At 70.8% G+C, this 24,356-nt stretch carries 24 protein-coding genes and 1 riboswitch; of the genes, 13 read left to right on the top strand and 11 right to left on the bottom strand.

All coding sequences use genetic code 11. The annotated features are described in order from the left end of the window. Positions 1-6: 6 nt before the first annotated feature. Both H9L21_RS13240 and H9L21_RS13235 read right to left on the bottom strand, forming a co-directional pair. On the bottom strand, positions 7-678 hold the full coding sequence (locus H9L21_RS13240) for a uracil-DNA glycosylase (RefSeq protein ID WP_154596518.1): 672 nt from the start codon (positions 676-678) through the stop codon (positions 7-9). After that, a complete protein-coding gene (locus H9L21_RS13235) occupies positions 675-1,820 on the bottom strand; it encodes an MFS transporter (RefSeq protein WP_187411563.1) in 1,146 nt (381 codons plus the stop codon). Before H9L21_RS13235 ends, H9L21_RS13240 begins: the two co-directional genes overlap by 4 nt. Positions 1,821-1,941: 121 nt before the next feature. Between H9L21_RS13235 and H9L21_RS13230 the strand changes: the two genes are divergently transcribed. Continuing rightward, positions 1,942-3,141 carry an MFS transporter gene (locus H9L21_RS13230; protein ID WP_195849052.1) on the top strand — a complete coding sequence of 400 codons (1,200 nt, stop codon included), beginning with the start codon at positions 1,942-1,944 and terminating at the stop codon, positions 3,139-3,141. A gap of 1 nt (position 3,142) precedes the next feature. Here the strand turns inward: H9L21_RS13230 and H9L21_RS13225 are convergent, their stop codons facing one another. From H9L21_RS13225 to H9L21_RS13210, 4 genes are read right to left on the bottom strand one after another with little or no spacing between them, the layout of a single operon-like run. Further along, positions 3,143-3,730 (bottom strand): GNAT family N-acetyltransferase, encoded by a 588-nt coding sequence (locus H9L21_RS13225; RefSeq protein ID WP_187411561.1) that lies wholly within the window; start codon positions 3,728-3,730, stop codon positions 3,143-3,145. Between the two features lie 48 nt (positions 3,731-3,778). Further along, on the bottom strand, positions 3,779-5,188 hold the full coding sequence (locus tag H9L21_RS13220) for a pyridoxal phosphate-dependent decarboxylase family protein (protein WP_154596519.1): 1,410 nt from the start codon (positions 5,186-5,188) through the stop codon (positions 3,779-3,781). Continuing rightward, positions 5,178-6,491, bottom strand: coding sequence for an MFS transporter (locus tag H9L21_RS13215; RefSeq protein WP_187411560.1), 1,314 nt, complete (start codon positions 6,489-6,491; stop codon positions 5,178-5,180). Before H9L21_RS13215 ends, H9L21_RS13220 begins: the two co-directional genes overlap by 11 nt. After that, a complete protein-coding gene (locus H9L21_RS13210) occupies positions 6,488-7,906 on the bottom strand; it encodes an alpha,alpha-trehalose-phosphate synthase (UDP-forming) (protein ID WP_154596520.1) in 1,419 nt (472 codons plus the stop codon). The genes H9L21_RS13215 and H9L21_RS13210 overlap by 4 nt, the downstream gene beginning before the upstream one ends. A gap of 110 nt (positions 7,907-8,016) precedes the next feature. Between H9L21_RS13210 and H9L21_RS13205 the strand changes: the two genes are divergently transcribed. From H9L21_RS13205 to groL, 7 genes are all read left to right on the top strand, one after another. Beyond that, complete coding sequence (locus tag H9L21_RS13205) at positions 8,017-8,307, top strand: DUF3263 domain-containing protein (RefSeq protein ID WP_154596521.1); 291 nt, start codon at positions 8,017-8,019, stop codon at positions 8,305-8,307. Between the two features lies 1 nt (position 8,308). Next, positions 8,309-8,893: a LytR C-terminal domain-containing protein gene (locus H9L21_RS13200; protein ID WP_154596522.1), complete on the top strand. Its 585-nt coding sequence runs from the start codon at positions 8,309-8,311 to the stop codon at positions 8,891-8,893. Between the two features lie 27 nt (positions 8,894-8,920). Further along, positions 8,921-9,694: a trehalose-phosphatase gene (gene otsB / locus H9L21_RS13195; RefSeq protein WP_154596523.1), complete on the top strand. Its 774-nt coding sequence runs from the start codon at positions 8,921-8,923 to the stop codon at positions 9,692-9,694. An 89-nt stretch (positions 9,695-9,783) separates the two neighbouring features. Further along, a riboswitch (SAM riboswitch) is annotated at positions 9,784-9,896 on the top strand. Positions 9,897-9,904: 8 nt separating this feature from the next. After that, complete coding sequence (gene thrC / locus H9L21_RS13190; protein WP_255467060.1) at positions 9,905-11,176, top strand: threonine synthase; 1,272 nt, start codon at positions 9,905-9,907, stop codon at positions 11,174-11,176. Positions 11,177-11,212: 36 nt separating this feature from the next. Further along, positions 11,213-11,491: a MoaD/ThiS family protein gene (locus H9L21_RS13185; protein WP_154596525.1), complete on the top strand. Its 279-nt coding sequence runs from the start codon at positions 11,213-11,215 to the stop codon at positions 11,489-11,491. Positions 11,492-11,590: 99 nt separating this feature from the next. Continuing rightward, positions 11,591-11,794 carry a cold-shock protein gene (locus H9L21_RS13180; protein ID WP_154596526.1) on the top strand — a complete coding sequence of 68 codons (204 nt, stop codon included), beginning with the start codon at positions 11,591-11,593 and terminating at the stop codon, positions 11,792-11,794. A gap of 105 nt (positions 11,795-11,899) precedes the next feature. After that, positions 11,900-13,537 carry a chaperonin GroEL gene (groL, locus tag H9L21_RS13175; protein WP_154596527.1) on the top strand — a complete coding sequence of 546 codons (1,638 nt, stop codon included), beginning with the start codon at positions 11,900-11,902 and terminating at the stop codon, positions 13,535-13,537. 55 nt (positions 13,538-13,592) lie between these two features. On the opposite strand, the gene H9L21_RS13170 is transcribed toward groL, so the two are convergent. Genes H9L21_RS13170 through H9L21_RS13160 form a run of 3 tightly spaced genes read right to left on the bottom strand, consistent with a single transcriptional unit; the run spans position 13,593 to position 16,701 of the window. Next, entirely contained in the window at positions 13,593-15,467 is a 1,875-nt protein-coding gene (locus H9L21_RS13170) for a hypothetical protein (protein WP_154596528.1), read from the bottom strand. Next, positions 15,464-16,186 (bottom strand): ABC transporter ATP-binding protein, encoded by a 723-nt coding sequence (locus H9L21_RS13165; RefSeq protein ID WP_230081550.1) that lies wholly within the window; start codon positions 16,184-16,186, stop codon positions 15,464-15,466. The genes H9L21_RS13170 and H9L21_RS13165 overlap by 4 nt, the downstream gene beginning before the upstream one ends. Beyond that, positions 16,183-16,701 carry a PadR family transcriptional regulator gene (locus H9L21_RS13160; RefSeq protein WP_154596529.1) on the bottom strand — a complete coding sequence of 173 codons (519 nt, stop codon included), beginning with the start codon at positions 16,699-16,701 and terminating at the stop codon, positions 16,183-16,185. Before H9L21_RS13160 ends, H9L21_RS13165 begins: the two co-directional genes overlap by 4 nt. Positions 16,702-16,829: 128 nt before the next feature. On the opposite strand from H9L21_RS13160, the gene H9L21_RS13155 reads away from it, so the two are divergent. The 3 genes from H9L21_RS13155 (at position 16,830) to H9L21_RS13145 (ending at position 19,861) form a co-directional block, all read left to right on the top strand. Then, positions 16,830-17,570 carry an acyltransferase gene (locus H9L21_RS13155; protein ID WP_255467059.1) on the top strand — a complete coding sequence of 247 codons (741 nt, stop codon included), beginning with the start codon at positions 16,830-16,832 and terminating at the stop codon, positions 17,568-17,570. 399 nt (positions 17,571-17,969) lie between these two features. After that, on the top strand, positions 17,970-19,418 hold the full coding sequence (locus tag H9L21_RS13150) for a sugar transferase (protein WP_154596530.1): 1,449 nt from the start codon (positions 17,970-17,972) through the stop codon (positions 19,416-19,418). Beyond that, positions 19,415-19,861, top strand: coding sequence for an FAD synthase family protein (locus H9L21_RS13145; protein WP_255467058.1), 447 nt, complete (start codon positions 19,415-19,417; stop codon positions 19,859-19,861). Before H9L21_RS13150 ends, H9L21_RS13145 begins: the two co-directional genes overlap by 4 nt. A gap of 16 nt (positions 19,862-19,877) precedes the next feature. Here the strand turns inward: H9L21_RS13145 and cysN are convergent, their stop codons facing one another. Both cysN and cysD read right to left on the bottom strand, forming a co-directional pair. Next, on the bottom strand, positions 19,878-21,122 hold the full coding sequence (gene cysN, locus H9L21_RS13140; protein WP_154596531.1) for a sulfate adenylyltransferase subunit CysN: 1,245 nt from the start codon (positions 21,120-21,122) through the stop codon (positions 19,878-19,880). After that, complete coding sequence (gene cysD / locus H9L21_RS13135) at positions 21,122-22,042, bottom strand: sulfate adenylyltransferase subunit CysD (RefSeq protein WP_154596532.1); 921 nt, start codon at positions 22,040-22,042, stop codon at positions 21,122-21,124. Before cysD ends, cysN begins: the two co-directional genes overlap by 1 nt. Positions 22,043-22,208: 166 nt before the next feature. Here cysD and H9L21_RS13130 point away from each other — a divergent pair, with 166 nt between their 5' ends. Together H9L21_RS13130 and cysC are read left to right on the top strand one after the other, a co-directional pair. After that, positions 22,209-23,156, top strand: coding sequence for a sulfite exporter TauE/SafE family protein (locus H9L21_RS13130; protein ID WP_154596533.1), 948 nt, complete (start codon positions 22,209-22,211; stop codon positions 23,154-23,156). Next, complete coding sequence (gene cysC / locus H9L21_RS13125) at positions 23,153-24,346, top strand: adenylyl-sulfate kinase (protein WP_154596534.1); 1,194 nt, start codon at positions 23,153-23,155, stop codon at positions 24,344-24,346. Before H9L21_RS13130 ends, cysC begins: the two co-directional genes overlap by 4 nt. The last annotated feature ends 10 nt before the right edge of the window (positions 24,347-24,356 follow it).

Below are 24,356 nucleotides of genomic sequence, written 5' to 3'. Positions count from 1 at the left end.
GCCACCCTAGCCGGGGAGGCGCCAATCGACCGGCTGTGCACCCTGCTTCCGGAGCGCGTCGTCGGCGCGGCTGAACGGGCGGGAGCCGAAGAACCCCCGGGAGGCCGACAGCGGGCTGGGGTGAGGCGACTCGATCCGGGGGACGTCGCCCAGCCGTGGGGCCAGTGCCTGGGCGTCGCGACCCCACAGGATCGCGACGAGCGGACCACCGCGTTCGACCAGCGCGGCGATCGCCCGGTCGGTGATCGACTCCCAGCCCTTGCCGCGATGGCTCGCCGCCTCGCCGGGCCGGACGGTCAGGACGCGGTTGAGCAGCATGACGCCCTGGTCGGCCCAGGCGGAGAGGTCGCCGTGGGCCGCCGGCTCGATGCCGAGGTCGGCCTGCAGCTCGGTGTAGATGTTGACCAGGCTGCGCGGCAGCGGTCGCACGTCGGGCCGGACCGAGAAGGACAGGCCCATCGCGTGTCCCGGCGTGGGGTACGGATCCTGTCCGGTGACCAGCACCCGCACCTGGGCCAGGGGAGTGCGGAAGGCGCGGAAGATCGCGTCCGGCTCCGGCAGGTAGCTGTTTCCCGCAGCCACCTCGGCGCGCAGGAACTCACCCATGGTGGCGATCTGCTCGCTGACGGGCTCCATCGCCTCGGCCCAGTCCGGCGCCATCAGGTCATCGAGGCTCATCGGCGGCTCCCGAGGGCGCGAGGGGCGAGGGCACTGGCCACGAGGCACAGGGCGAGGGGGACGAGGAAGGCCGTGGTCAGCGGGACCCAGTGCGTCAGCAGACCGATGATCGAGGGTCCGCTCAGGAGCGCCACGTAGCCCATGCCGGTGACGCGGGCGATGATCGCCGCGCCGTGACGCGGATCGACGTTGCCGGCGGCCGAGAAGAACTGGGGGACGCAGCCGGCCAGCCCGATGCCGACGACGGCCCAGCCGAGGATGGCGATCGCGGGGGTGGGGGCGACGATCGCGATGGTGAGGCCGCAGGCACCCAGCAGCGAGGCCCATCGGACGAAGGTCCCGGCGCCCGTCACCGCGACGATCCGGTCGACGACCAGGCGCGAGACGAACATCGTCAGGCTGAACGCGCCGTAGGCCACGGCGGCGAGGGCCTCGGAGGTGCCGAGCTCGTCGCGCAGGTGGACGGTGCTCCAGTCGTAGGCCACGCCCTCGGCCAGCATGAGCGCGAAGGCCAGCGCTCCGAGCAGCACGATCTGCAGGGTCCACGCGGGCCGGCCGGGTCGGTCCTGCGAGTCGCGCACGTCGTGGTCGAGCAGGTGCGGCCGCACCGCGACGACGAGGACGAGCCCGATGATCGCGAACACCACGAAGTCCAGCGGGACCGGCGAGCCGAGCGCCAGCATCGCGCCACCGAGCGCCGACGCGGCCAGGCCGCCGGCGGAGAAGTACGCGTGGAACGACGACATGATCGGGCGGCCGTAGGCCCGCTCCACGGTGACGGCCTGTGCGTTCTGGGCGACGTCGACGACGCCGTTGGCGGCACCCAGGATGCCGAGCCCGGCCGCGAGGGTCCACACGTTCGTCGCCAGGCTGGGCAACACGATGGCGAGACACATCACGACCAGTGCGACCACCACGGCTCGGGCGCTGCCGGTCCGGTCGACGAAGAACCCTGCTGCCTGCATCGCGACCCAGGCGCACACGCCCGTCCACAGCAGCAGCGTCCCGAGCGTGGCCGCCGAGATGTCGGTGCGGTCCATGATCGCGGGGATGTGCACGATCCAGGCACCCAGCACGAAACCGTTGGTGAACAGCACCGCGGACGTGGCCACGCGGGCCCGGGTCAACGTCGGTTCCACCACGGGCCGAGTCTAGGAGCCGCGGCGCGCGGTGCGGGGTGGGCGGGCCCGGTAGCATGGGCGGGTTGTGAATTCTGCGATCGCCGATTACCGCCGTCTCTGGGGCGCAGCTGGACTCTCGTTCGTGACGGTGGCCTTCCTGGGACGCATTCCGCTCGCGATGAGCCAGATGGGCGTGCTGCTGCTGGTCGCCCAGGCCACGGGGCGTTACGGCATCGCCGGCGCCACGGCCGGCGCCCTCGCGGTCGCGAACGCGGCCGGGTCCCCGTTCTTCGGCGCGCTCGCCGATCGCATCGGTCAGCGCCCCGTCGTCCTCATCCAGTCGGTCGCCGGATCGCTGGGCCTGGTCTCGATCGTGTTCTTCGCCGGCCAGGAGGTCTCCTCGGCCGTGCTCGTCGTCGTCGCGGCGCTCACCGGTCTGGCCATGCCCCAGGTCGGCCCGCTGGCGCGCGTGCGCTGGCGGCCCGTGCTGGCCCTGCGGGTCAACGAGGGCCGCATCCGCAAGGACGAGGTCGACCGCTTCGTCGATCTCGCGTTCTCCTACGAGGGCGCCGGCGACGAGGCCTCGTTCGTGCTCGGCCCGGCGCTGGTCGGCATCCTCGGTGTCCTCATCGGCGCCGAGGGGGCACTGCTCGCCGCCGCGGTCCTGTTGCTGGTCTTCGGCACGTGGTTCGCTGCGCACCGGACGGCGGCGCTCGTGCCGCGCGGCAGCGAGCACGCGCCCACGCGCGGCGTCCGGCTGTGGACCTCGGCGTTCCTGTCGCTGGCCGCGGCCGTGTTCCTCATGGGCGTGCTGTTCGGCAGCATCCAGACGGGCACCACGGTGCTGGCCACCGATCAGGGCCACCCCGACGTGGCAGGCCTGATCCACGCGGTGCTCGGCATCGGGAGCGTCGTCGCTGCCTTCGCGCTGGCGGCGGTGCCGGCCAGCGTCCTGTACGCCACCCGGATGCTGATCGCCTCCGGAGCGATGCTCGTGCTCGCCTCGCCGCTGATGTTCGTCCACACCATCCCGCAGCTGGTCGCGGTGATCGCGTTGATGGGCTTCGCCGTCGCGCCGTACCTGATCAGCGCCTTCGCCCTCGCGGGTCTCATCGTCCCTCCGGCACGGATCGGGACGGCGATGACCTTCATGGCCGGCGCCACGGGGCTGGGCTATGCGACGGGTGCGTCGATCGCCGGCCGCGCCGCCGACGGCGCCTTCGGCTCCGAGGGTCCGACCCCGGCCTTCACCGTCACCATCGCCGCCATGGGGGCGGCGCTCCTGCTGTCGTTGGCCTCGCAGCGGGTCCTGCGCAGGGCCAAGATCGCCTCCTCCGTCTGAGTCAGCGCTCGAGCGCGGTCCGGAGCCGCTGTGCGGCGGTCGGCCACTCGTCGTCGAGCATCGAGAACGTCACGGTGTCGCGCCACGATCCGTCGTCGCGCAGCTTGTGCTTGCGCAGGATGCCCTCACGCCGGGCGCCGAGCCGGGCGATCGCGTCCTGCGAGCGCTGGTTGAGGATGTCGGTGTGCCACACGACCCGCACGCAGCCGAGCTCGTCGAACGCGCGCGTCAGCAGCAGCAGTTTCGCCTCGGTGTTCAACCCGCTGCGCCAGAAGCGCCGGCCGATCCAGGTGTGCCCGATCGCGACGGTCCTCATCGCAGGGCTCACGTCGTAGAAGCACGTCATGCCGGCGACCTCGCCGGTGCGCAGGTCGACCTGCGCCCACGGCACGAGCGCCGGGTCGGCCAGGGTCCGAGCGATCCGCTGCGCGGCCACGTCGGCGTCCATCGCGTCCCAGCCGCGCAGGTGCTCGAACACGGCCTCGTCGTCACCGGCGGCGGCGAGCCCGGCCGCGTGGTCGATCGTCAGGGGCTCGAGGCGCACGAGGGATCCGGTCAGGATCGCGGGCGTCGTCCACGGATCTGTCACGCGGTCACCCTAGCCACGCGGTCACCCTGGCCACGCTGATGCGCCGGCTCAGCGCGTGAGGCGGTCCAAGAAGGCAACCATGAGTGCCTCGCGCACCCGCGGGGGAGCGACGTCGACCAGAGCGTTGACCGGACCGAGCCGGTCGGGCACGGCGACCTGACCGTCGCCACCGGCGAGACCGGCGAGGGCGAGGAGCCCGTCGAACGCCTCGTCGTCGAGCGTGTCCGGATCGAGGGTCGCCGCGGCCTCGGCCAGTGCGGGGTCGATGCGGACGGGACCGGCCACGGCCGCCTCGGCCACCGCTTCGCGCAGCGCCGTGAGGAACTCCGGCACGGAGTCCGCGGTGGCGGCCGAGATCGTGAGGTGCAGGTTCGCCGGCTCGTCCCCGAAGCGCATCTGGGGCTGCACGAACCAGCCGCGGTCGAGCATGAGGTCGCTGATGGTGAAGACGTCGACGGCGTCGTCGGTGCCCACGACGACCAGGGAGGTGTCCGGCCGCTCGACCAGGTGCAGGTGGTCGATGGCCTCGATCCCCTCGGCGAGCGCCCGCGTGCCGGTGAGCGTGTGCTCGACCAGCTCGCGGTATCCCTCGGAGCCGATGAGGCGGACGACCGCCCAGGCCGCGGCGAGCGGCCCGCCGGACTTGGTCGACTGCATCGTGGAGTTGAGCATCGTGTAACCGGGCCAGTCGGCGTACGCGAAGAACTGGGGCCGTCGCAGCCCGGCGTCGGCGTGCAGCAGCAGGGACACGCCCTTGGGGGTGTACGCGTACTTGTGCAGGTCCACCGAGATGCTCGTGACGCCCGGCACCGCGAAGTCCCACGGGGCCGCGTCGGGCATCCACGGCAGGATCCAGCCGCCGATGCAGGCGTCGACGTGCAGACGCAGGCCGCGCTCGCGCGTGACGGCGGCGAGTTCCTCGATCGGGTCGATCACGCCGTGGGCGTAGGAGGGTGTCGACGCCGCCACCAGGACGACCCGGTCCCCGAGGCGATCGATCGTCTCGGTCATGGCGGCGACGTCGGCACGGTGCTCGGCCCCGACCGGCACGGCGACGAGCTCGACACCGAAGTAGTGCGCGGCCTTGGCGAAGGCGGCATGGATCGTGCTGGGCACGACCATCGCGGGTCGCTCGACGCGGGCGGCGTCCCGGGCGGTCTGGACCGCCAGCAGGATCGACTCGGTGCCGCCGGACGTGACCGTCCCGACGACCGCGTCCCCCGCGTGCAGGTGCGTCCGCGCGAACGCCACGAGGTCCGCCTCCATCGACAGCAGGCTCGGGAAGGCGGTGGGGTCGAGCCCGTTGGCCGACGCGTACATCGCCAGCGCCTGACGGCCGATCTCGTCGGCGGCAGCCAGGCCCGAGTCGTAGACGTAGGCCAGCGTCCGGCCACCGTGCGTGGGCAGGTCCTGGCGGCGCCGCTCGGACAGCTCGGCGAGAATCTGGTCAGGCGACATCGGCGCTCCTGAGGCGGTCGTCCAGGCGGTAGCCCCGCAGCAGCACGAGGCTCAGCACCGTGAGTGTGGCGGGGACGAGGGAGAAGCCCAGGGCGATCGCCAGGCGTGCGCTGTCGGGCTGGGTCACGGTCTCGCCGCCGGTCGACGAGACGTAGCCGCCGGCCGTCAGCGCCAGGGCGAGGATGCCCGGACCGAGGGCCAGGCCCAGCGTCTCGCCGGCGGTCCACACACCGGTGAACACGCCGACCCGGTTGGCGCCGCTGCGTCGCGCATCGTCGGCGGCGACGTCCGGCAGCATCGCCATGGGGAACACCTGGGCGCCCGCGTACCCGATGCCCACGAGGGCCGCGGCGACGTACGTGACGGCGACCCAACCGGCATGGGCGCTGAGCAGGGCGACCATCCCGGCGATGAGGAAGCCGGTGGCGAAGACGTATCCCGAGCGCTTGCCGCGCGTGGCGGCGTACCGCTCCCACAGCGGCGTCACGAGCAGTGCCGGGCCGACGAAGGCCACGAACAACAGGGTGTTCGCCGCCGCACTGTCCAGCAGGTGGTCGGCGACGTAGGCGACGCCGGCCAGCACGGTGCCGATGGCGGCGGCCTGCACCACGAAGGTCAGCAGCACGGCGCGGAAGTCCGGGTTGGCGCCGACGAGCCGCAGTTGGTCGGAGAACGTGCCCGTCGCGGTCTCACCGGGGTGGTCGGGGGCGCCGCGGGTGCCCCACCAGGAGCCCAGGACGCCGATCGCGATGATGACGCCGACGTATGCACCCATGGCGGCGTGGCCGAACTCGTCGACGACGATCGGCGCGGTGGCGCCCGAGACCAGGATCGCCAGCGCGAGCACCACGACCCGCCAGGTCATCAGCCGCGTCCGCTCGCCGTAGTCCAGGGTCAGCTCCGCGGGCATCGCGACGTACGGCACCTGGAAGAACGCGTAGGCGCTCGCGCAGCCCAGGAAGGCCACGGCCACCCAGGCGGCGCCCAGCGCCTGCGGGTCGGCGGGGCCGGCGAACATGACGGCGAACAGCACCGCCAGGGTCAGGCCGGCCCGGACGAGGAACGGACGGCGGCGTCCCCCGGGGTGCCGCGAGCGGTCGCTGATCCGGCCCGCGATCGGGTTGAGCACGACGTCCCACGCCTTGGGCGCGAAGACCAGCACGCCCGCCATCGCCGTCCCGATGCCGATCGTGTCGGTCAGGTACGGCAGGAGCAGCAGGCCCGGCACGGTGCCGAACGTGCCCGTCGCGACGCTGCCGAGGGCATAGCCGCGTCGGACCCGCGCCGGGAGCTGCGTCGTCACCCGTCCGAGGGCTCGATGTCGCGGACGGCGGCCAGCTCGTCGAGGAAGGTCTTGGCCCAGCGCACGATGTCGTTCTCCATGACCTGCTTGCGCAGGGCGCGCATGCGCTTGCGCAGGTCGACGGGGCTGGCCTGCATCGCGTCGACCATCGCCTGCTTCATGCCGTTGATGTCGTGGGGATTGACCAGGAAGGCCTGTCTGAGCTCGCCCGCGGCACCGGCGAACTCGCTCAGGACCAGGGCGCCGCGGTCGTCCCAGCGCGTGGCGATGTACTCCTTCGCCACGAGGTTCATGCCGTCGCGCAGCGGGGTGACGACCATGACGTCCGCAGCGCGGTACATCGCGGCCATCTCCTCGCGGGGGAAGGACGCGTGCAGGTACTGGATCGGCTGCTGGCCGATGCGTCCCATGTCGCCGTTGATGCGGCCGACCAGCCGATTGATGTCGTCGCGCAGGATGCGGTACTGCTGGACCCGCTCGCGCGAGGGGGTCGCGACCTGGACGAACACGGCGTCGTCGACGTCGATCACGCCGTCGCTGACGAGCTCGCCGAACGCACGCAGGCGCTGGGGCAGGCCCTTGGTGTAGTCGAGCCGGTCGATGCCGATCAGGACGTGGCGCGGGTTGCCCAGGCTGTCGCGGATCTCCTGGGCCCGGGCGATCACCTCGGGTGTGCGCGAGAGCTGCTCGAACCCGCGCGCGTCGATCGAGATCGGGTAGGCCTTCGCGATGACCTTGCGGCCGTCGGGCAGGAAGACGGTGTCCTTGACGGTGCGGTGGCCGACGCGCTGGCGGACCAACCGGGCGAAGTTCTGGGCGCCGCCGGGCATCTGGAAGCCGACGAGATCGGCGCCCAGCAGGCCCTCGAGGATCTGGCGACGCCACGGCAGCTGCTGGAACAGCTCGGTCGGGGGGAAGGGGATGTGCAGGAAGAACCCGATCAACAGGTCGGACCGCAGCTCGCGCAGCATCTGGGGCACGAGCTGGAGCTGGTAGTCCTGCACCCACACGATCGCGCCCGGAGCGGCCAGCGAGGCAGCCTTCTCGGCGAAGCGCCGGTTCACGGTGACGTAGGCGTCCCACCACTCGCGGTGGTACTCCGGAGTGACGACCACGTCGTGGTAGAGCGGCCACAGGGTGCCGTTGGAGAACCCCTCGTAGTAGTCCTCGACCTCCTGCTCGGACAGGGGGACCGGGACGAGGCGCAGGCCGTCGTGGACGAACTCGGGCAGGTCCTCGTCGGACGCGCCGTGCCAGCCGATCCAGGCTCCGCCCTTGACCTTCATCACGGGCTCGAGGGCGGTCACGAGGCCGCCGGGGGACTTGCGCCAGGACACCTCGCCGTCGGGACCGACGAGACGGTCGACGGGGAGGCGGTTGGCGATCACGAGGAAGTCGGTCTGCTCGGGCGCCATGGGCCCACCCTAGATGAGAACGGGCGCACGCGAGTGGGACTGACGGGCGTCCGGGCGTCGATTCGCCGACATGAATGACAACCGTGTGATTACGCCGGTACCATCGAGCCATGGCAGCGGTGGAGAGTCACGACCCGGTGGTCCACGAGGGCACATTGTCCGATCGCGACCGCGAGATGCTCGAGCTCGAGCGGCTGTGGTGGAAGTACGCCGGCGCCAAGGAGCAGGCGATCCGCGACAAGTTCGACATGACCGCCACCCGCTACTACCAGATCCTCAACGCGCTGATCGACTCCGAAGAGGCGCTCGCGCACGACCCCCTACTCGTCAAGCGGCTCCGCCGCCTGCGCTCGCAGCGTCAGCGCCAGCGTCAGGCCCGCCGCACCGGCTCCGACCGCTGAGGTGGAGCACGAGCCCGAGCCCGAGCGTCCCGAGGATCGTCGTGACCTCGGCCGTCCCCGGCCCACGTGGTCGCTGATCGTCCTGCCGGCCGTCTGGCTCGTCCTGGGTGCTCTCGGGGGTGTGGCCATCATCAGCGTCGTCCGCAGCGACGACCCCCCGGCCGCGTCCGCCGAGGTGTCGAAGGGCGCCAGCGCCGAGCCCACGGCCACCAAGAAGCCGAAGGCGCAGAGGTCCGAGAAGTCCGAGCCCACGGCGAAGGCGACGAAGAAGCCCAAGCCGAAGCCCACGACCGAGCCGACCGTCGAGCCCACCGCGACCCGCTCGATCGCGGTCGGCGTCTACAACCAGGTCGGCATCGGCGGTCTGGCCGCCCGGGTCGCCGGGCAGGCCCGGGGTGCCGGCTGGAACGTCGCGGCGGTCTCCGACTGGCGCGGCAGCGTGCCACAGGACACGGTCTACTTCCCCGCGGGACAGCAGGCCGAGGCCGCGCTGCTGGGTCAGGACCTGGGCATCGTCCGGCTCATGCCCGCCACCGCGAACATGTCCTCGTCGTCGCTCACCGTCGTGCTGGCCAGCCCCCGGTGAGCTTTCGTGCCGCGCCATAATGGGGACATGACCGACCCGGGGCAGATGCTGCTGGCCCTCGACTTCGACGGAACACTCGCTCCGATCGTGGAGGACCCGGAGGCGGCGTACATCCACCCGAAGTCGCTGGACGCCCTGCGTCGTCTCGGGCCCGTGCTGGGCGCGATCGTGATCATCACCGGGCGCCCGGTCGACCAGGTCCGCCGACTCGGCCGGTTCGAGGAGGGCCCCGGTCTGGAGCACCTCGTCGTCTTCGGGCAGTACGGAGCCGAGCGCTGGGACGCGGCCACCGGCCAGGTCCGCCGCCCCAGCCGCCCGCAGGGCGTCTCCGACCTCGCCGACTGCCTGCCGCAGTGGCTCGAGGACCATGGCGCCTCGCGGATCCGCGTCGAGGACAAGGGACTGGCCATCGCGCTGCACACCCGCGGGGTCGCCCCGGGTCTGCTCGACGAGTTGCGACCCCAGATCGAGGCGCTCGCCGCCGAGGTCGGTCTGCACCTCGAGCCGGGCCGCCAGGTCATCGAGTTGCGTGCGTCGGGCTCGGACAAGGGCCAGGCGCTGCGCCGGGCGATCGAGCCGACGCAGCCCCACATCGTCATGTACGCCGGTGACGACCTCGGCGACCTCCCCGCCTTCGAGGAGGGACTCGCGCTGCGCGCCGACGGCATCGACGTCACGCTCGTGTGCTCGGCCTCGGCCGAGCAGGATGCGCTGGTGCCGCTCGCGGACGTCGTCCTCGACGGCCCCGACGCCGTCGCGACGTGGCTGAGCGAGTTGGCCGACTCCCTCGTGCCGGCCTGACTGGTCACCGCACCTGCTGCACCTCACGGCGTCCGTCTCATCACTTGGACGCAGTAGACGTATCGTGAGACGCCGTCCTACGCTGAACCCACTCATCCCGAGGGGCAGAGGGACACGGCCCGACGAAGCCCCAGCAACCAGCCGATCACCGGCCAGGTGCTAATTCCGTCCGTGGCCGAACGCCGGCCCGGAGAGATGAATGGAGCCTTCGTGAGCGTCACGACCCCGGACCAGACCACCACCCCCCTGCGTGAGGGCGCCTTCGGCAAGGCGACGTGCCTGAAGTGCCGCGAGTGCGGAGCGACGCGCGAGCTCGGCCCGCACTACGCCTGTTACGAGTGCTTCGGTCCGCTCGAGATCGGCTACGAGTTCGGCACCGTCACCCGCGAGCAGATCGAGGCCGGGCCCGCGAACATCTGGCGCTACAAGGCGCTGCTGCCCGTGCCGGACGACATCGAGACCAGCCCCAACCTCGAGCCCGGCTTCACCCGGCTGCTCGACGCGCGCAACCTCGCCGCCGAGCTGGGCCTGACGCGACTGTGGGTCAAGGACGACAGCACCAACCCGACCAACTCCTTCAAGGACCGCGTCGTGGCCTGTGCGCTGAGTGCCGCGCGCGAGTTCGGCAGCAAGGTCTTCGCCTGCCCGTCCACCGGCAACCTGGCGAACGCGGTCGCCGCGGCCGGGGCCCGCGCCGGCATCCGCACCGTCGTGTTCATCCCGAGCGACCTCGAGACGCCCAAGCAGGTCAACTCGGCGATCTTCACCGACAACCTCGTGGCCGTCGACGGCACGTACGACGACGTCAACAAGCTCGCCAGTGAGATCGCCGGTGAGGACCCGGGCTGGGCGTTCGTCAACGTGAACGTCCGCCCGTTCTACGCCGAGGGCTCCAAGACCCTCGGCTACGAGATCGCCGAGCAGCTGGGCTGGCGACTCCCGGACCAGGTGGTCATCCCGGTCGCGTCGGGCTCGCAGCTGACCAAGGTGCACAAGGCCTTCCGGGAGCTCGTCGAGCTCGGGCTGGTCGAGGACAAGCCCTGCCGGATCTTCGGCGCGCAGGCCCGGGGCTGCAATCCCGTCGCGACCGCCTTCAAGGATGGCGTCGACGCGATCCGCCCGGTCAAGCCCGACACGATCGCCAAGTCGCTGGCGATCGGCAACCCCGCCGACGGCGTCTACGTGCTCGACATCGCGCGAGCCACCCAGGGCGCCGTCGAGGAGGTCGACGACGAGCAGATCCGCGACGCGATCGTCCTGCTGGCGCGCACGGAGGGGATCTTCACCGAGACCGCCGGCGGCACCACGGTGGCCGTGTTGAAGAAGCTCGTCGAGACCGGGCAGCTCGACCCGTCGCTCGAGACCGTCGTGATCAACACCGGCCACGGCCTCAAGACGCTCGACGCCGTCGCCGGCTCGGTCGGTCCGCGAGCGACCATCGCCCCCACCTACGACGCCTTCACCGCGGCCGGCATCGCCTGATCCGTCCGACCCACCCCTTCTTCTGAGGAGCACCCCATGGCCGTGTCCGTCCGTATCCCCACCATCTTGCGCAGCTACACGAACGACGAGTCCCAGGTCAGCGCCGAGGGCGAGAACCTCAGCGCCGTGATCGAGTCGCTCGAGGCGACCTACCCCGGCATCCGGGCGCGGATCGTCGACGAGGACGGCAAGTTGCGCCGGTTCGTGAACGTGTACGTGGCGGAGGAGGATGTCCGTTTCGCCGACGGTCTCGACACCCGCACGGTCGACGGCACGCAGATCTCGATCATCCCGGCGGTCGCCGGCGGCTGCTGAGCCACCGATCGCCGGATCCGATTCACGCTGCGGCCACGGCTGGCGATACGCTGGAGGTGGGTCCGGCCGCGGGCCTTTTCGCGCAGAACAGGTGGTCACATGGTGCATGGCACCGTCAAGTGGTTCAACTCCGACAAGGGGTACGGCTTCATCGCCGTCGACGGCCAGGACGACGTGTTCGTCCACTGGTCGAAGATCGCGATCAACGGCTTCAAGACCCTCGAGGACGGTCAGACCGTCGAACTCGAGGTCGTCGACGGCCCGAAGGGACGCGAGGCCGAGAACGTGCAGCCTCAGCACTGACGGGCTGGATCGGCCCCGGTGCGGGGTGGCTTGAGTTGTGGTGATTAGCACTCGTATAGTGAGAGTGCTAGATCCACTTCTACCCATTGTCGGAGACACGCACCCATGGCTAAGTCCATCGCATTCAACGAAGAAGCCCGGCGCGGGCTCGAGCGCGGCATGAACCAGCTCGCCGACGCCGTGAAGGTCACCCTCGGCCCGAAGGGCCGCAACGTCGTCCTCGAGAAGAAGTGGGGAGCCCCCACGATCACGAACGACGGCGTCTCCATCGCCAAGGAGATCGAGCTCGAGGACCCCTACGAGAAGATCGGCGCCGAGCTCGTCAAGGAAGTCGCCAAGAAGACTGACGACGTCGCCGGCGACGGCACCACGACGGCCACCGTCCTGGCCCAGGCGCTCGTGCGCGAGGGTCTGCGCAACGTGGCCGCCGGCGCCAACCCGATGGGCCTGAAGAAGGGCATCGAGACCGCCGTCGAGGCCATCAGCGCCCAGCTGCTCGACATGGCCAAGGACGTCGAGACCAAGGAGCAGATCGCCTCCACCGCGTCCATCTCGGCCGCCGACCCGACGGTCGGCGAGATCATCGCCGAGGCCATGGACAAGGTCGGCAAGGAAGGCGTCATCACGGTCGAGGAGTCGAACACGTTCGGCCTCGACCTCGAGCTGACCGAGGGCATGCGGTTCGACAAGGGTCACCTGTCGGGCTACTTCGTCACCGATCCCGAGCGCATGGAGACGGTCCTCGAGGATCCGTACATCCTGATCGTCAACAGCAAGATCAGCACCGTGAAGGACATGGTCCCGGTGCTGGAGAAGGTCATGCAGACCGGCAAGCCGCTGGCGATCATCGCCGAGGACGTCGAGGGCGAGGCTCTGGCCACGCTCATCGTCAACAAGCTCAAGGGCACCTTCAAGTCGGTCGCCATCAAGGCCCCCGGCTTCGGTGACCGCCGCAAGGCGATGCTGACCGACATCGCGATCCTCACCGGTGGCGAGGTCATCAGCGAGGAGGTCGGCCTCAAGCTCGAGAACGCCGATCTGACCCTGCTGGGCACGGCGCGCAAGGTCGTCACGTCCAAGGACGAGACCACCATCGTCGAGGGTGGCGGCGACGAGGCCCAGATCGCCGGTCGCGTGGCCCAGATCAAGGCCGAGATCGAGAACAGCGACTCGGACTACGACCGCGAGAAGCTCCAGGAGCGCCTCGCCAAGCTGGCCGGCGGCGTGGCCGTCATCAAGGTCGGCGCGGCCACCGAGGTCGAGCTCAAGGAGCGCAAGCACCGCATCGAGGACGCCGTTCGCAACGCGAAGGCGGCCGTCGAGGAGGGCATCGTCCCCGGTGGTGGCGTCGCGCTGGTCCAGGCCAGCAAGGCCGCGTTCGAGAAGCTCGAGCTCACCGGTGACGAGGCGACCGGCGCGAACATCGTGCGCCTGGCCGTGTCGGCCCCGCTGAAGCAGATCGCCATCAACGCCGGCCTCGAGGGCGGAGTCGTGGCCGAGAAGGTCGCGAACCTCGAGCCCGGCCAGGGCCTCAACGCGGCCACCGGCGAGTACGTCGACATGATCGCCTCGGGCATCATCGACCCCGCCAAGGTGACGCGCTCGGCGCTGCAGAACGCCGCGTCCATCGCCGCGCTGTTCCTGACGACCGAGGCTGTCGTCGCTGACAAGCCCGAGCCCGCCGCCGCCGGTGGCGCGCCGGACATGGGCGACATGGGTGGCATGGGCGGCATGGGCTTCTGAGTCCACTGCTGTACCTCACGGAACCCCGGCACCTCGGTGCCGGGGTTCCGTGCGTTCAGCGCAGGCTCGAGGTCGCGTGCTCGCTGCGCACCGGCGCAGTGGCGAAGGCGACGCCCGCGACCACGAGGGGAATGACGATGCCGACCGTGGCCAGCAGGGCCCACGGGATGGCGACGAACGCCTCGCCGTAGCCACCGGTCATCGACGTCGCAGCCCGCATGCCGGGCAGGACCCCGACGAGCAGGCCCAGCATGCTCCCGAGCCCGCCGATCAGCAGGGCGGCGGCCGCAGCGCTCCACCGTGTTGTCGACGGGCGAGCGCCGACGGAGACGAGGGTCGCGGCGTCCTCGCGCCCGTCCAGCCGGGCCAGCGCGACGGCGGTCGCGGTGGAAAGGCCGACGACACCCACGCCCAGGAGCGTGAGCAGGGCGAAGATCAGGTGGTAGCTCGCGAAGCGGGCCTCCTGCTGGACCTCGACGCTGACGCCGGGCACCTTCTCCAGCGCCGTCAGCTGGTCGTCGGAGGGCGCCGGACCGCGGCGATCGACGACGGCGGACGTGGCCACGAAGTCCAGGCCGAGCGACCGGGCCAGGTCCGGCGGGATGACGACGCGCGCGAGCGGGCTCCTGACCCCGTCGGGCACCGGTTCACCCTCGAGGTCGGCAGGCACCGCGGGAATGACCAGCGGTGTCCCCGAGTCGGACTCCTCGGCGTCGACGTCCTCGAGCGTTGCGGCGAGGCGACCGTTGCGGACGGCGGCCGTGGGGCCGGCGAGGGCACGTCCCGCGTCGAGCGCAGCGACGGCCTCGGGCTCCAGTGCCACGCCCCAACCCTGCACCGTGTCGGCATCGGCGACGACCACGTCGAACCGGGTGTTGTCGTACTGGATTCCGGAGGGTCCGGAATGCGAGAACTCCACGGAGACGTGTTCGTCCTCGGCGGGGGTCCCCATCGGCAGCAGGGCCACCCCCTCCGAGGCTCCGGCGCGCACGGCCGACTCGAGGGCCTCGGCGGACTCGCCGTACACCGTGACCGCACCGACGGGGAGGGGGTAGATCACCGATTCGGTGAGGCGGTCCTGGTTGTCGCTGAACGAGCCGATGCCCAGTGCGGTGACGGCCGCGACGCCCGCCATGACCGCGGCGATCGCCGGCGCCGTGCGCATGCGGTGGCGGTCGGCGTCACGGGCGGCGAGGCGTGCCGGCAGTGGCAGTGCCGCGGACGCCTTGCTCGTGACGTGGACCAGTGTCGGCGTCATGAGCGCGACTCCGGCGCCGAGCAGCGTCGTCCAGGCGGCGATCAAGATCGAGTCGGAGCTTCTCGAGGCGATGCCGAGCGCCCCGGCGGCCACGAGCACGATGCCGACGGCGAGCCATCGACGGCCGGGCCGGGTGTCCCGTCCGGCGGGCGTCGCGGGCAACGTCGCGGCGGTGATGAGCGCCGCCGCGACGGAGGAGCCCACGGCCACCGCCGCGAGGAAGGGCCACAGCGCGAGGTCGCCCAGCGATGCGACGGTGTGCTGTCCCTCGTCGAGGCGGTTGATCACCGCGACGAGTGCGAGCCACCCGGGCACGGCGAGCAGCAAGCCTCCCGCGGCACCGAGAACGCCGGTCACCAGGCCGACGGCCGTGATGGTGCGACGCAGATCGGCCTGCGTCCCTCCGGTCGACGCGAGCAGGTCGAGTTCGTCGCGTCGTGCCCTCGCGGTGACGCCGAAGGCCGGGATCGTCAGCAGGACGATCAGCAGCATGATCGGCAGGTAGAGCACGACGGCGAACGTGAGGTCGGTCGCCCCCATGACGAGTGCGGTGTAGATGCCCGCGAACAGGACGGGAAGTCCGATGAGGGACGCGGTGAGGAAGGAGCGGCGGCGATGCGCGCTCACGTCCCTGCGGGCGAGGCGCATCGCGACGCGCCAGGAGCCGCTCATGCCGCGCCACCGCCCGCGGTCGAGCGGTCGACGATCTTGCCGTCCCGCAGGAAGACCACGGTGTCGGCCCACGCCGCGTGTCGCGGGTCGTGGGTGACCATGACGGCTCCGGCTCCGGCGTCGACCCGCTCTCGCAGTCGCTTCATGATGTCCTCTCCCGTCGTGGAGTCGAGCGAGCCGGTGGGCTCTTCGGCGAGGATGAGCCGGCGCTCGCCGACCAGCGCCCGCGCGATGGCGGCCCGTTGTCGTTCCCCGCCCGAGACCTGGTCCGGCCGCCGCCGCTCGGCATCGATGAGGTCGAGCTCTGCCAGCGCCGCACGGGCAGCGGCCATCGAGGCCTTGAAGGACATGCCGTCCAACTCCAGCGGCAGCGCGACGTTCTCGGTGAGCGACAGCGTGCGGATGAGGTTGAGCTCCTGGAACACGTAGCCGGCGGAGCGCCGCCGCACGCCCGCCAGCGCGGCGGCGGAGCAGCTGGCGAGGTCCACGCCGTCGACGACGACGGTGCCGTCGTCGGGCAGGTCGAGTCCGCCCGCGAGCCGCAGAAGCGTGGACTTCCCCGATCCCGACGGGCCCATGACGGCGACGAACTCACCGACCGAGACCGTCAGGTCGATCCCGTCTACGGCACGGATGGTGAGGTCACCGTCGGGGTACCAGCGCGTCGCGCCCCGGATCTCCAGGACCACGTCCCGGTCCGCCTGCTGTGTCATCGTCATTGTCCGTCCTTGGTGGTGAGTCGGTCCTCGACGTGATCGAGCCAGCGCACGAGCGCCTCGGTGTCGAAGATGCGGCGTTCGAGCACCAGCTCGGCACCGAGTCCGGAGGTCCCGGAACGTTTCTGCGCCGTGAGGTCGCGGAGTCGTTCGATTCCGGCCGCACGATGGCGTTGCACGACGTCGCGGACGTCGACGTCGTCCGCGTCGACGGCCAGCGCCAGCTTGATGGTCAGCTCGTCGCGCGGGTCGGGGTTGGTCAGCGAGGGGTCGTCCCACCAGTGAGCCAGCGCCTCGCGTCCGGCCGCGGTGATCGCGTACTCCTTGCGGTAGTCGTCCGTGCCGTCCCCGACCGGCTCGACCAGGCCATCCCGCTGCAGGCGGCCCAGCGTGGAGTACACCTGCCCGATGTTGATCGGCCAGGTCCCGCCCGTGCGGCGCTCGAACTCGGCGCGCAGCTCGGCGCCGTAGTGCGGTGTCGCGGCCAAGAGCGCGAGCAGTCCGTGTCTGACACTCATGATACTGAGTATGTATACCCAGTATGTTCTGGTCAAGGATGGTCGGTCGCGGTGGATTTCGCCGCGATGTCGCGGGGCGCGCGCCACCGGTGCGCCCGCGCGGACCGAGCCCACGGGACAATGGGCCGGTGACGACGTGGCAGCAGTTGACCCGTACCGACGACCGGCTGACCGACGAGCACCGGGCGCGACTGATCGCCGCGGGCGTCGAGCCGGAACGGTTGGAGGCGGTCGACTGGCGCCGGATGGACGGGCCGCTGCCCTCCTGGTGGAACGATCTGGGCAACGCGCTCTACGCCGCCGAGGGGGCCCGCCTGCCCGACCACGTCGTCGAGGCGCTCACCACCTTCTACTTCCGCGACACCGTCATCGTGATCGGCGCACCCCTGGACCAGCTGACGTCCCTGTTGGTGGGCGGCGACGAGGCCACGGTGTTCCTGGACCAGCGCGTCGTCCTCACCGCCGGCGAGGTCTACTGCGGGCCCGGGTCCTCCGTCGTCCTGCACGGACCCTTGGTGGCCACGCGCTCGCCCGTGGTGGATGCGCGCAACGGCGGCCGCGTCGTCGCCGCCGGTGATCAGCTGTGGGCGGCGGGGGTCTACATCGCCACGGACGACATGCACCGGCTGGAGGACGCGGCCACGGGGGAGCGGATCAACCCCTTCGGGGCCACCATCTCGATCGGGCACCACGTGTGGCTCTGTCGCGACGCGGTGGTGTCCGGACACGTCGACATCGGCGAGCACGTGTGCGTCGGTCTCCGCGCGGTCGTGCGGGGTCAGAAGGTGCCGTCGCACGTCGTCGTCGCGGGGTCCCCGGGGCGCGTGGTGCGGGAGGGGACAACGTGGTCTTTCGGCGATGAGCCGTGACTCTCGCTTTGTCCCGTGATTGCAGGTAACCTCCGCATACCAGCGGTCCGGCGCTGGATTTCCCGCGCATGACGCGATTCCCCTCCTGTAACCCGCAGTAACATCTGATGTGACTTGGGCAACACTGGTGAATTTGTGCAATGCGCGGACACATGCGCCGTGAATGCCCTACTTTCAAAGGAAAGCAGGGGCGTCGCGTCACTTGATGCCGGGTCGGTGGGGGAAGCCGGCGCGGGGGGAGATCGAGTGGCGGGAGTCGAGCGGGGGATGCCCACGGGCACGTATCGACACCGAGTCATGACGCTCTTGGCTGGTACGCAGACACGAGACGGCACGTGAGCGCAAGGTGAGGCGGAGGGGTCCGCAGCTCGGCACCAAGGCTCGCATTGGGGAGTGGGAATGAGTTCAGCGATCGATGGGCGAGACGACGTCGTCCTACCGCTGCGACTGGTCGAGCCGATCACCGGCGAGGCTGAGTTCGGATCACCGTCCGTGCACCGCGAGCTCACCGCCATCCCGACCGGCCGTTCCTCTGTCGCCACTCTCGTCCGTCAGGGCCTCGTCGGCCACCTCATCGTCCTGCTCGGAACCGTCGCCGCCGGCCTGGTCGTCGGCCTCACGCCCGGAACCCTGGTCCTGGTCACCCTCGGCGTCGTCGTCTGGCTGGGCTTCGGCCTCGCCGCCCTGCCCGCCTACGAGCGCGCCGGCTCGCTGCGCCCCGCGAAGCGGCTCCTGGCCGTGCTCGCGCTGGGCGCCCTCACCACCCTGGTCGTCTCGGACGTCGTGTCCGCGGAACTGCGGGCGACGGTCGTCGTCCTGAGCGTCACTGCGGTCCTGATCGTCGCGTCCGCGCTGGTCCACCGCGCCGTCATGCGTCGCGTCCCGACGCTCTTGGTCGGTCCGGCGGACGCGGTCAACCGGCTGTCCGCCCGCTGGGAGGATCGCGAGGACCTCGTCGTGGTCGGCCGGTGCACGTGGGACTCGAACCTGCCCCTGGGCAGCGCCACGGTGAACTCCGTCGTGCGCGACGTCCCCAAGCTGCTGCGCACGGTGCGCGGGGCGCGGGTCGTCATCACCGCCGACCAGGCGCTGGGCGACGCCTCCCTGCGTCACCTCGCCTGGGGGCTGCAGCGCGCCGAGGTCGAGTGCCTGGTCCTGACCGACATGAACGACTACGTCGAGTTCGTCCGGCCCACGAAGGTCGGCGACCAGCTGGCGCTCGCGCTCGACCCGCCGAACAGTCACCTCGTCGGTCAGGCGACCAAGGCCTTCTTCGATCGGTCCGTCGCCCTGCTGGCGGTCGTGCTCGGTGCCCCGCTGATGGCGCTCATCGCGCTGGCCATCCGGCTCGACTCGCCCGGGCCGGTGATCTACCGCCAGGAGCGCACGGGCAAGGACGGCGTGCCGTTCACCATCTTCAAGTTCCGCACCATGGTCCTCGACGCCGACCAGCGCGTCGAGGAGCTCCGCGAGCTCAACGACGGTGCCGGGCCCCTGTTCAAGATGACGCAGGATCCCCGCGTCACCCGGATCGGCCGACTGCTGCGCCAGACGTCCCTGGACGAGCTGCCCCAGCTGTTCAACGTGCTGCTGGGCGACATGGCCCTGGTCGGTCCGCGGCCCGCGCTCGAGAGTGAGACCTCGCAGTACAGCCAGTGGGTCTGGCGTCGCCTGCACGTCAAGCCCGGCATGACCGGCCTGTGGCAGGTCAGCGGTCGCTCGACGCTGTCGTGGGACGAGTCCATCCGGCTCGACCTGATGTACGTCAACAACTGGAACCTGCGGATGGACTTCTCGATCCTGGTCAAGACCATCGGTGTGGTCCTGAACCGCAAGGGCGCCTGGTGAGCACCGTCGAGACCGTCGAGGTCGGATACGCCAGCGGCGTGTTCGACATGTTCCACATCGGTCATCTCAACCTGCTGCGCCGATCCCGCGAGCACTGCAACACCCTGGTCGTGGGCGTGGCCAGTGACGAGTACGTCCTGGGTCTCAAGGGACGCGAGCCGGTCGTGCCGTTGGCCGAGCGCCTCGAGATCGTCGCGTCGTTGCGCTTCGTCGACGAGGTGATCGTCGATCACAGCGAGGACAAGCGCCTGGCCTGGCGCGACCGCAGCTTCGACGCCATCTTCAAGGGCGACGACTGGCGCGGGTCGCCCAAGGGCGAGCGGCTCGAGCAGGCCATGCGGGACGTGGGTGCCCGGGTCGTGTACTTCCCGTACACGCTCCACACCTCCAGCACCCGGCTGCGCGGGTACATCGAGCGCAGCGAGGCCGGGAGCTTCGGCTGAGCCGACGCTCCCGGGCTCAGTGCTCGGTGATGGTGCCGGCGCCGACCGTCCGGTTGGTGGCCTCGTCGATCAGGATGAACGCGCCGCCCTGCCGGTTGCGCTGGTAGGGATCGACCATGAGCGGCTGCGTCGTGCGCAGGATGACCCGGCCGATCGCGTTGAGCGGCAGGTCGGACGGCGACTGGTGCCGGTGCAGGGTGTTGACGTCGAGCTCGTACCGGATCTCCTTGACGAGCGCCCGTGCCGACCGCGTCGTGTGCTTGATCGCGTACTTGCTCCCGACGCGCATCGGCTCGGCGTCCATCCAGCAGATCATCGCGTCGAGATCCTGCGTGACCGTGGGCATGTTGTTCGGGCGCACGATCATGTCGCCGCGCGACACGTCGACCTCGTCCTCCAGCCGGACGGTCACGGACATGGGGGAGAAGGCCTCGGAGAGCTCTCCCTTGGCGGTGTCGATCGCCTTGATCTTGGTGGGCAGGCCGCTGGGGAGCACGATGACGTCGTCGCCGGGGCGCAGGACGCCGCTGATGACCTGGCCGGCGAAGGCGCGGTAGTCGCCCTGGCCGTTCTGGGGCCGGATGACGTACTGCACCGGGAAGCGCACGTCGACCAGGTTGCGGTCGCTGGCGATGTAGACGTTCTCGAGATGGTGCAGCAGCGACGGTCCGTCGTACCAGGGCATCTCGGCCGAGCGCGTGACGACGTTGTCGCCGGTCAGGGCCGAGAGCGGGATGGTGGTGACGTCGGTGAACTCGAGGCGAGCGGCGAAGTCGACGAACTCGTCGCTGATCTCGCGGTAGACGTCCTCGGACCAGTCGACCAGGTCCATCTTGTTGATCGCCAGCACGATGTGGGGCACCCGCAGCAGGGACACCAGCGTCGCGTGGCGGCGGCTCTGCTCCTGCAGGCCCTTGCGCGCGTCGACCAGGATGATCGCGAGGTCGGCGGTCGAGGCGCCCGTGACCATGTTGCGCGTGTACTGGATGTGCCCGGGGGTGTCGGCGATGATGAACTTGCGCTTGGGCGTGGAGAAGTAGCGGTAGGCGACGTCGATCGTGATGCCCTGCTCGCGCTCGGCACGCAGGCCGTCGGTCAGCAGGGCCAGGTCGGTGTACTCGTCGCCGCGCTTGGCGCTCGTGGCCTCGACGGCCTCGAGCTGGTCGGTGAAGATCGACTTCGAGTCGAACAGCAGCCGGCCGATGAGCGTGCTCTTGCCGTCGTCGACCGAGCCGGCCGTGGCGAATCGCAGGATGTCCATCAGAAGTAGCCCTCCTTCTTGCGATCCTCCATCGCGGCCTCACTGACCTTGTCGTCGCCGCGCGTGGCGCCGCGCTCGGTGATCCGCGTGGCCGCGACCTCGGCCACGACCTCCTCCGGCGTGGCGGCGGTCGAGGGGACCGCCGCGGTCAAGGTGGCGTCGCCGACGGTGCGGTAGCGGACCGACTCGACGAACACCTCCTCGTCGTCGCGGGGGCGGCAGTGCTGGTTGATCGTGAAGTACATGCCGTCGCGCAAGAAGACCTCGCGCTCCTTGGCGTAGTAGATGTCCGGCAGCTCGATGTTCTCGCGGGCGATGTACTGCCAGATGTCCAGCTCGGTCCAGTTCGACAGCGGGAAGCAGCGGATGCTCTCGCCCGGGTGGATCCGGCCGTTGTACAGGCCCCACAGCTCGGGCCGCTGGTTCTTGGGGTCCCACTGGCCGAAGTCGTCGCGGAAGGAGAAGACGCGCTCCTTGGCGCGGGCCTTCTCCTCGTCGCGACGGGCGCCGCCGAACAGCGCGGAGAGCCCGTGGCGCTCGGCCGTACGGATCAGGACGGGGGTCTGGATGCGGTTGCGCGAGCCGTTGGGCTCCTCGCGCACGAAGCCCTCGTCGATCGCCTCCTGCACCGATCCGACGATGAGCCGGACCCCGAGCTCCTCGACCACGCGGTCGCGGAAGGCGAGCACCTCGTCGAAGTTGTGCCCGGTGTCGATGTGCACGACGGGGAAGGGGATCGGCCCGGGGGCGAAGGCACGCACCGCGAGGTGGAGCATGACGACGGAGTCCTTGCCACCGGAGAACAGCAGTCCGGGATGCTCGTTCTCAGCGACGAGCTCGCGGATGATGAAGATCGCCTCGGCTTCGAGGTGGTCGAGCTGGCTCAGGCCATAGCGGCGCGTGTCGCTCGTGTCGGTCATCGACGGGTTCCTCCCCAGCGGGTCGATCGGTGCCTCCGGTGCTGCGATGGCGCGCGGATCGGGTTCCGCGTCGGCCACACCGTCGGCGCGGCTCGACACTAACACCGCGACGAAGGCCCGCTGTACGTCGGTGAAGGCGTGAGACGCTGTGACACAATCGGCCCTCATGGACTCGTCGCTGGTGGCCGGTGCCTTCATCGTCGGCATCGTCGTCGGTCTGACCGGCATGGGCGGTGGCGCGCTCATGACACCGATGCTCGTCTTCTTCTTCAACGTGCCCCCGCTGACCGCCGTGTCGAGCGATCTGGTGGCCAGCGCCGTGATGAAGCCGGTGGGGGCCTCGGTGCATCTGCGCCGCGGCACGGTGAACCTCAAGCTCGTGGGCTGGCTGTGCGCCGGCTCGGTCCCGTCGGCCTTCTGCGGAGTCCTCGTGCTGAGAGCCTTCGGCCAGTCCGAGCAGGCCCAGGAGACGATCAAGATCGCGCTCGGCGTGGCCATCTTGCTCAGTGCCGCGATGCTCATGGTCCGCGCCTACCTGCGCCTGGTCGAGCGTGCGCGGACCCGTGACGGACGCGGTGAGCCGCTGCCCCAGTCGCGTCCCGAGCGCGAGGTGCGACCCCTGCCCACGCTGCTGCTGGGCATCGTCGGCGGCCTCGTGGTGGGCATGACGTCCGTCGGCTCGGGGTCCCTCGTGATCATCGGTCTGATGCTGCTCTACCCGGGCCTCAAGGCCAGCCAGCTGGTCGGCACGGACCTGGTCCAGGCGGTGCCTCTGGTCGCGGCGGCGGCGATCAGCCACGCGTTCTTCGGTGACCTCGACCTGGCCATCTCGCTGCCGTTGATCATCGGCTCGGTGCCCGGTGCCTACATCGGGGCGCGGTTGTCGGCCCGGCTGCCCGGTGGGTGGGTGCGGCGCGCCCTGGCGTTCGTCCTGCTGGCGTCGGGCCTGAAGCTGATCGGCGTCCCCACCGACACGACGGGCCTCATCCTCGTGCTGGTGCTCTTCGGTGCCCCGCTGGTCTGGATGGTGATCCGGTTGCGCCTGGGGTTCCCGGCGTTCGCGATGCTCGAGAACCGCCAGCGCAGAGCCGCACGTGACGAGTCGCACCGATGAGCGCCTCGGCCGTCCTGCGAGGCCCGCAGCTCGACGGGCTGGAGCTGATCCTGGGCCGGTTCCTCGCGCCCGTCGACGGCTACTGCCTGCCCGGCCGGGCTCCGGCGGACTGGCCGGTCGAGGCGCACCTGGCGGTGCCCGCCCAGGCGGCCCGTGAGGCCGTCGACCAGGGCTCGCTGACCCTGACCGATCCCGACAACACGCCACTGGCCGTCCTGGTCCTGGCGGACACGCGCCCGCGCGACGACCGCACGACCTGGGTCGCCGGTCGCGTCCGTCCGCTCAAGGCGGCCGAGCACCCGCCGGCCCGGGCCCTGCGTCTGGTCGTGCCCGTGGACCTGCGCGACCACGTCGTCGCGCTCTTCGCCGGCCGCGTGAGCGCTGCCGACGTCATGCGTGCCGTCCGCGCCGCGGACGGACGGCCGCTGGCCCTGATCGGGGTGGCCAGTCAGGACGTCCCGGCCGCCGACGTGGCCGTGATGGACGAGCTGCGGCACTGCGCCGACGAGATCCCCGGCGCTCGCGCCTGGTACCTCGCGGCGCCCGCCGTCAGCGAGACCAGCACCGCCGAGGAGGTGCTGGAACTCGCCCTGCGCACCTCGGGCGTCGACGAGTACCTGGACTTCCGCCACCCGGGTGCCGCAGCGGCCGGGGGCGCCGTGCTGCTGTTCACCGGGCTCTCGGGGGCCGGCAAGTCCACCGTCGCCCGGGCGCTCGTCGAGGCCGTCACGGCCCGAGGGCTCGCGCGCCCGGTCCTGCTCGACGGCGACGACGTGCGCCAGGAGCTCTCGGCAGGCCTGGGCTACGGCCGCGAGGACCGCGAGCGCAACCTCACGCGCATCGCCTGGGTCGCCGCGCGCGTCGCCGAGGTGGGCGGACTGGCGGTGTGCGCACCGATCGCGCCGTTCGCGTCGGCCCGCCAGGCGATGCGCGAGCGGGTCGAGCCCACGTCGCCCTTCCTGGTCATCCACGTGGCCACGCCGATGGCGGTCGCCGAGGCCCGGGACCGCAAGGGCCTGTACGCGAAGGCGCGGGCCGGGCTCATCCCCGACTTCACCGGGATCGACTCGCCGTACGAGGTGCCCGACGACGCCGATCTGGTGATCGACACCTCCCGGACCGGGGTCGGCGAGTGCGTCGAGTCCGTGCTGGGGATGTTGCGTGACAAGGGCTTGGTCACAGAGTCCTGAAAACGGGCAG

Origin of the sequence: Aeromicrobium senzhongii (genome assembly GCF_014334735.1) — a bacterium.
GTDB classification, from domain to species: Bacteria; Actinomycetota; Actinomycetes; order Propionibacteriales; family Nocardioidaceae; genus Aeromicrobium; species Aeromicrobium senzhongii.
Note: the sequence above shows the minus strand (reverse complement) of the source record. Positions and strands in the feature narration are given on the sequence as shown.

Bases quoted from the DNA above. Each gene is read 5' to 3' on its own strand.
- H9L21_RS13170 (WP_154596528.1), bottom strand. From the start codon at position 15,467: ATGAGCGGCTCCTGGCGCGTCGCGATGCGCCTCGCCCGCAGGGACGTG.
- groL (WP_154596527.1), top strand. From the start codon at position 11,900: ATGGCTAAGTCCATCGCATTCAACGAAGAAGCCCGGCGCGGGCTCGAG.
- H9L21_RS13185 (WP_154596525.1), top strand. From the start codon at position 11,213: ATGGCCGTGTCCGTCCGTATCCCCACCATCTTGCGCAGCTACACGAAC.
- cysC (WP_154596534.1), top strand. From the start codon at position 23,153: ATGAGCGCCTCGGCCGTCCTGCGAGGCCCGCAGCTCGACGGGCTGGAG.
- cysD (WP_154596532.1), bottom strand. From the start codon at position 22,042: ATGACCGACACGAGCGACACGCGCCGCTATGGCCTGAGCCAGCTCGAC.
- H9L21_RS13150 (WP_154596530.1), top strand. From the start codon at position 17,970: ATGAGTTCAGCGATCGATGGGCGAGACGACGTCGTCCTACCGCTGCGA.
- H9L21_RS13240 (WP_154596518.1), bottom strand. From the start codon at position 678: ATGAGCCTCGATGACCTGATGGCGCCGGACTGGGCCGAGGCGATGGAG.
- H9L21_RS13180 (WP_154596526.1), top strand. From the start codon at position 11,591: ATGGTGCATGGCACCGTCAAGTGGTTCAACTCCGACAAGGGGTACGGC.
- otsB (WP_154596523.1), top strand. From the start codon at position 8,921: ATGACCGACCCGGGGCAGATGCTGCTGGCCCTCGACTTCGACGGAACA.
- H9L21_RS13220 (WP_154596519.1), bottom strand. From the start codon at position 5,188: ATGTCGCCTGACCAGATTCTCGCCGAGCTGTCCGAGCGGCGCCGCCAG.
- H9L21_RS13130 (WP_154596533.1), top strand. From the start codon at position 22,209: ATGGACTCGTCGCTGGTGGCCGGTGCCTTCATCGTCGGCATCGTCGTC.
- H9L21_RS13160 (WP_154596529.1), bottom strand. From the start codon at position 16,701: ATGAGTGTCAGACACGGACTGCTCGCGCTCTTGGCCGCGACACCGCAC.
- H9L21_RS13210 (WP_154596520.1), bottom strand. From the start codon at position 7,906: ATGGCGCCCGAGCAGACCGACTTCCTCGTGATCGCCAACCGCCTCCCC.
- H9L21_RS13205 (WP_154596521.1), top strand. From the start codon at position 8,017: ATGGCAGCGGTGGAGAGTCACGACCCGGTGGTCCACGAGGGCACATTG.
- H9L21_RS13165 (WP_230081550.1), bottom strand. From the start codon at position 16,186: ATGACGATGACACAGCAGGCGGACCGGGACGTGGTCCTGGAGATCCGG.
- cysN (WP_154596531.1), bottom strand. From the start codon at position 21,122: ATGGACATCCTGCGATTCGCCACGGCCGGCTCGGTCGACGACGGCAAG.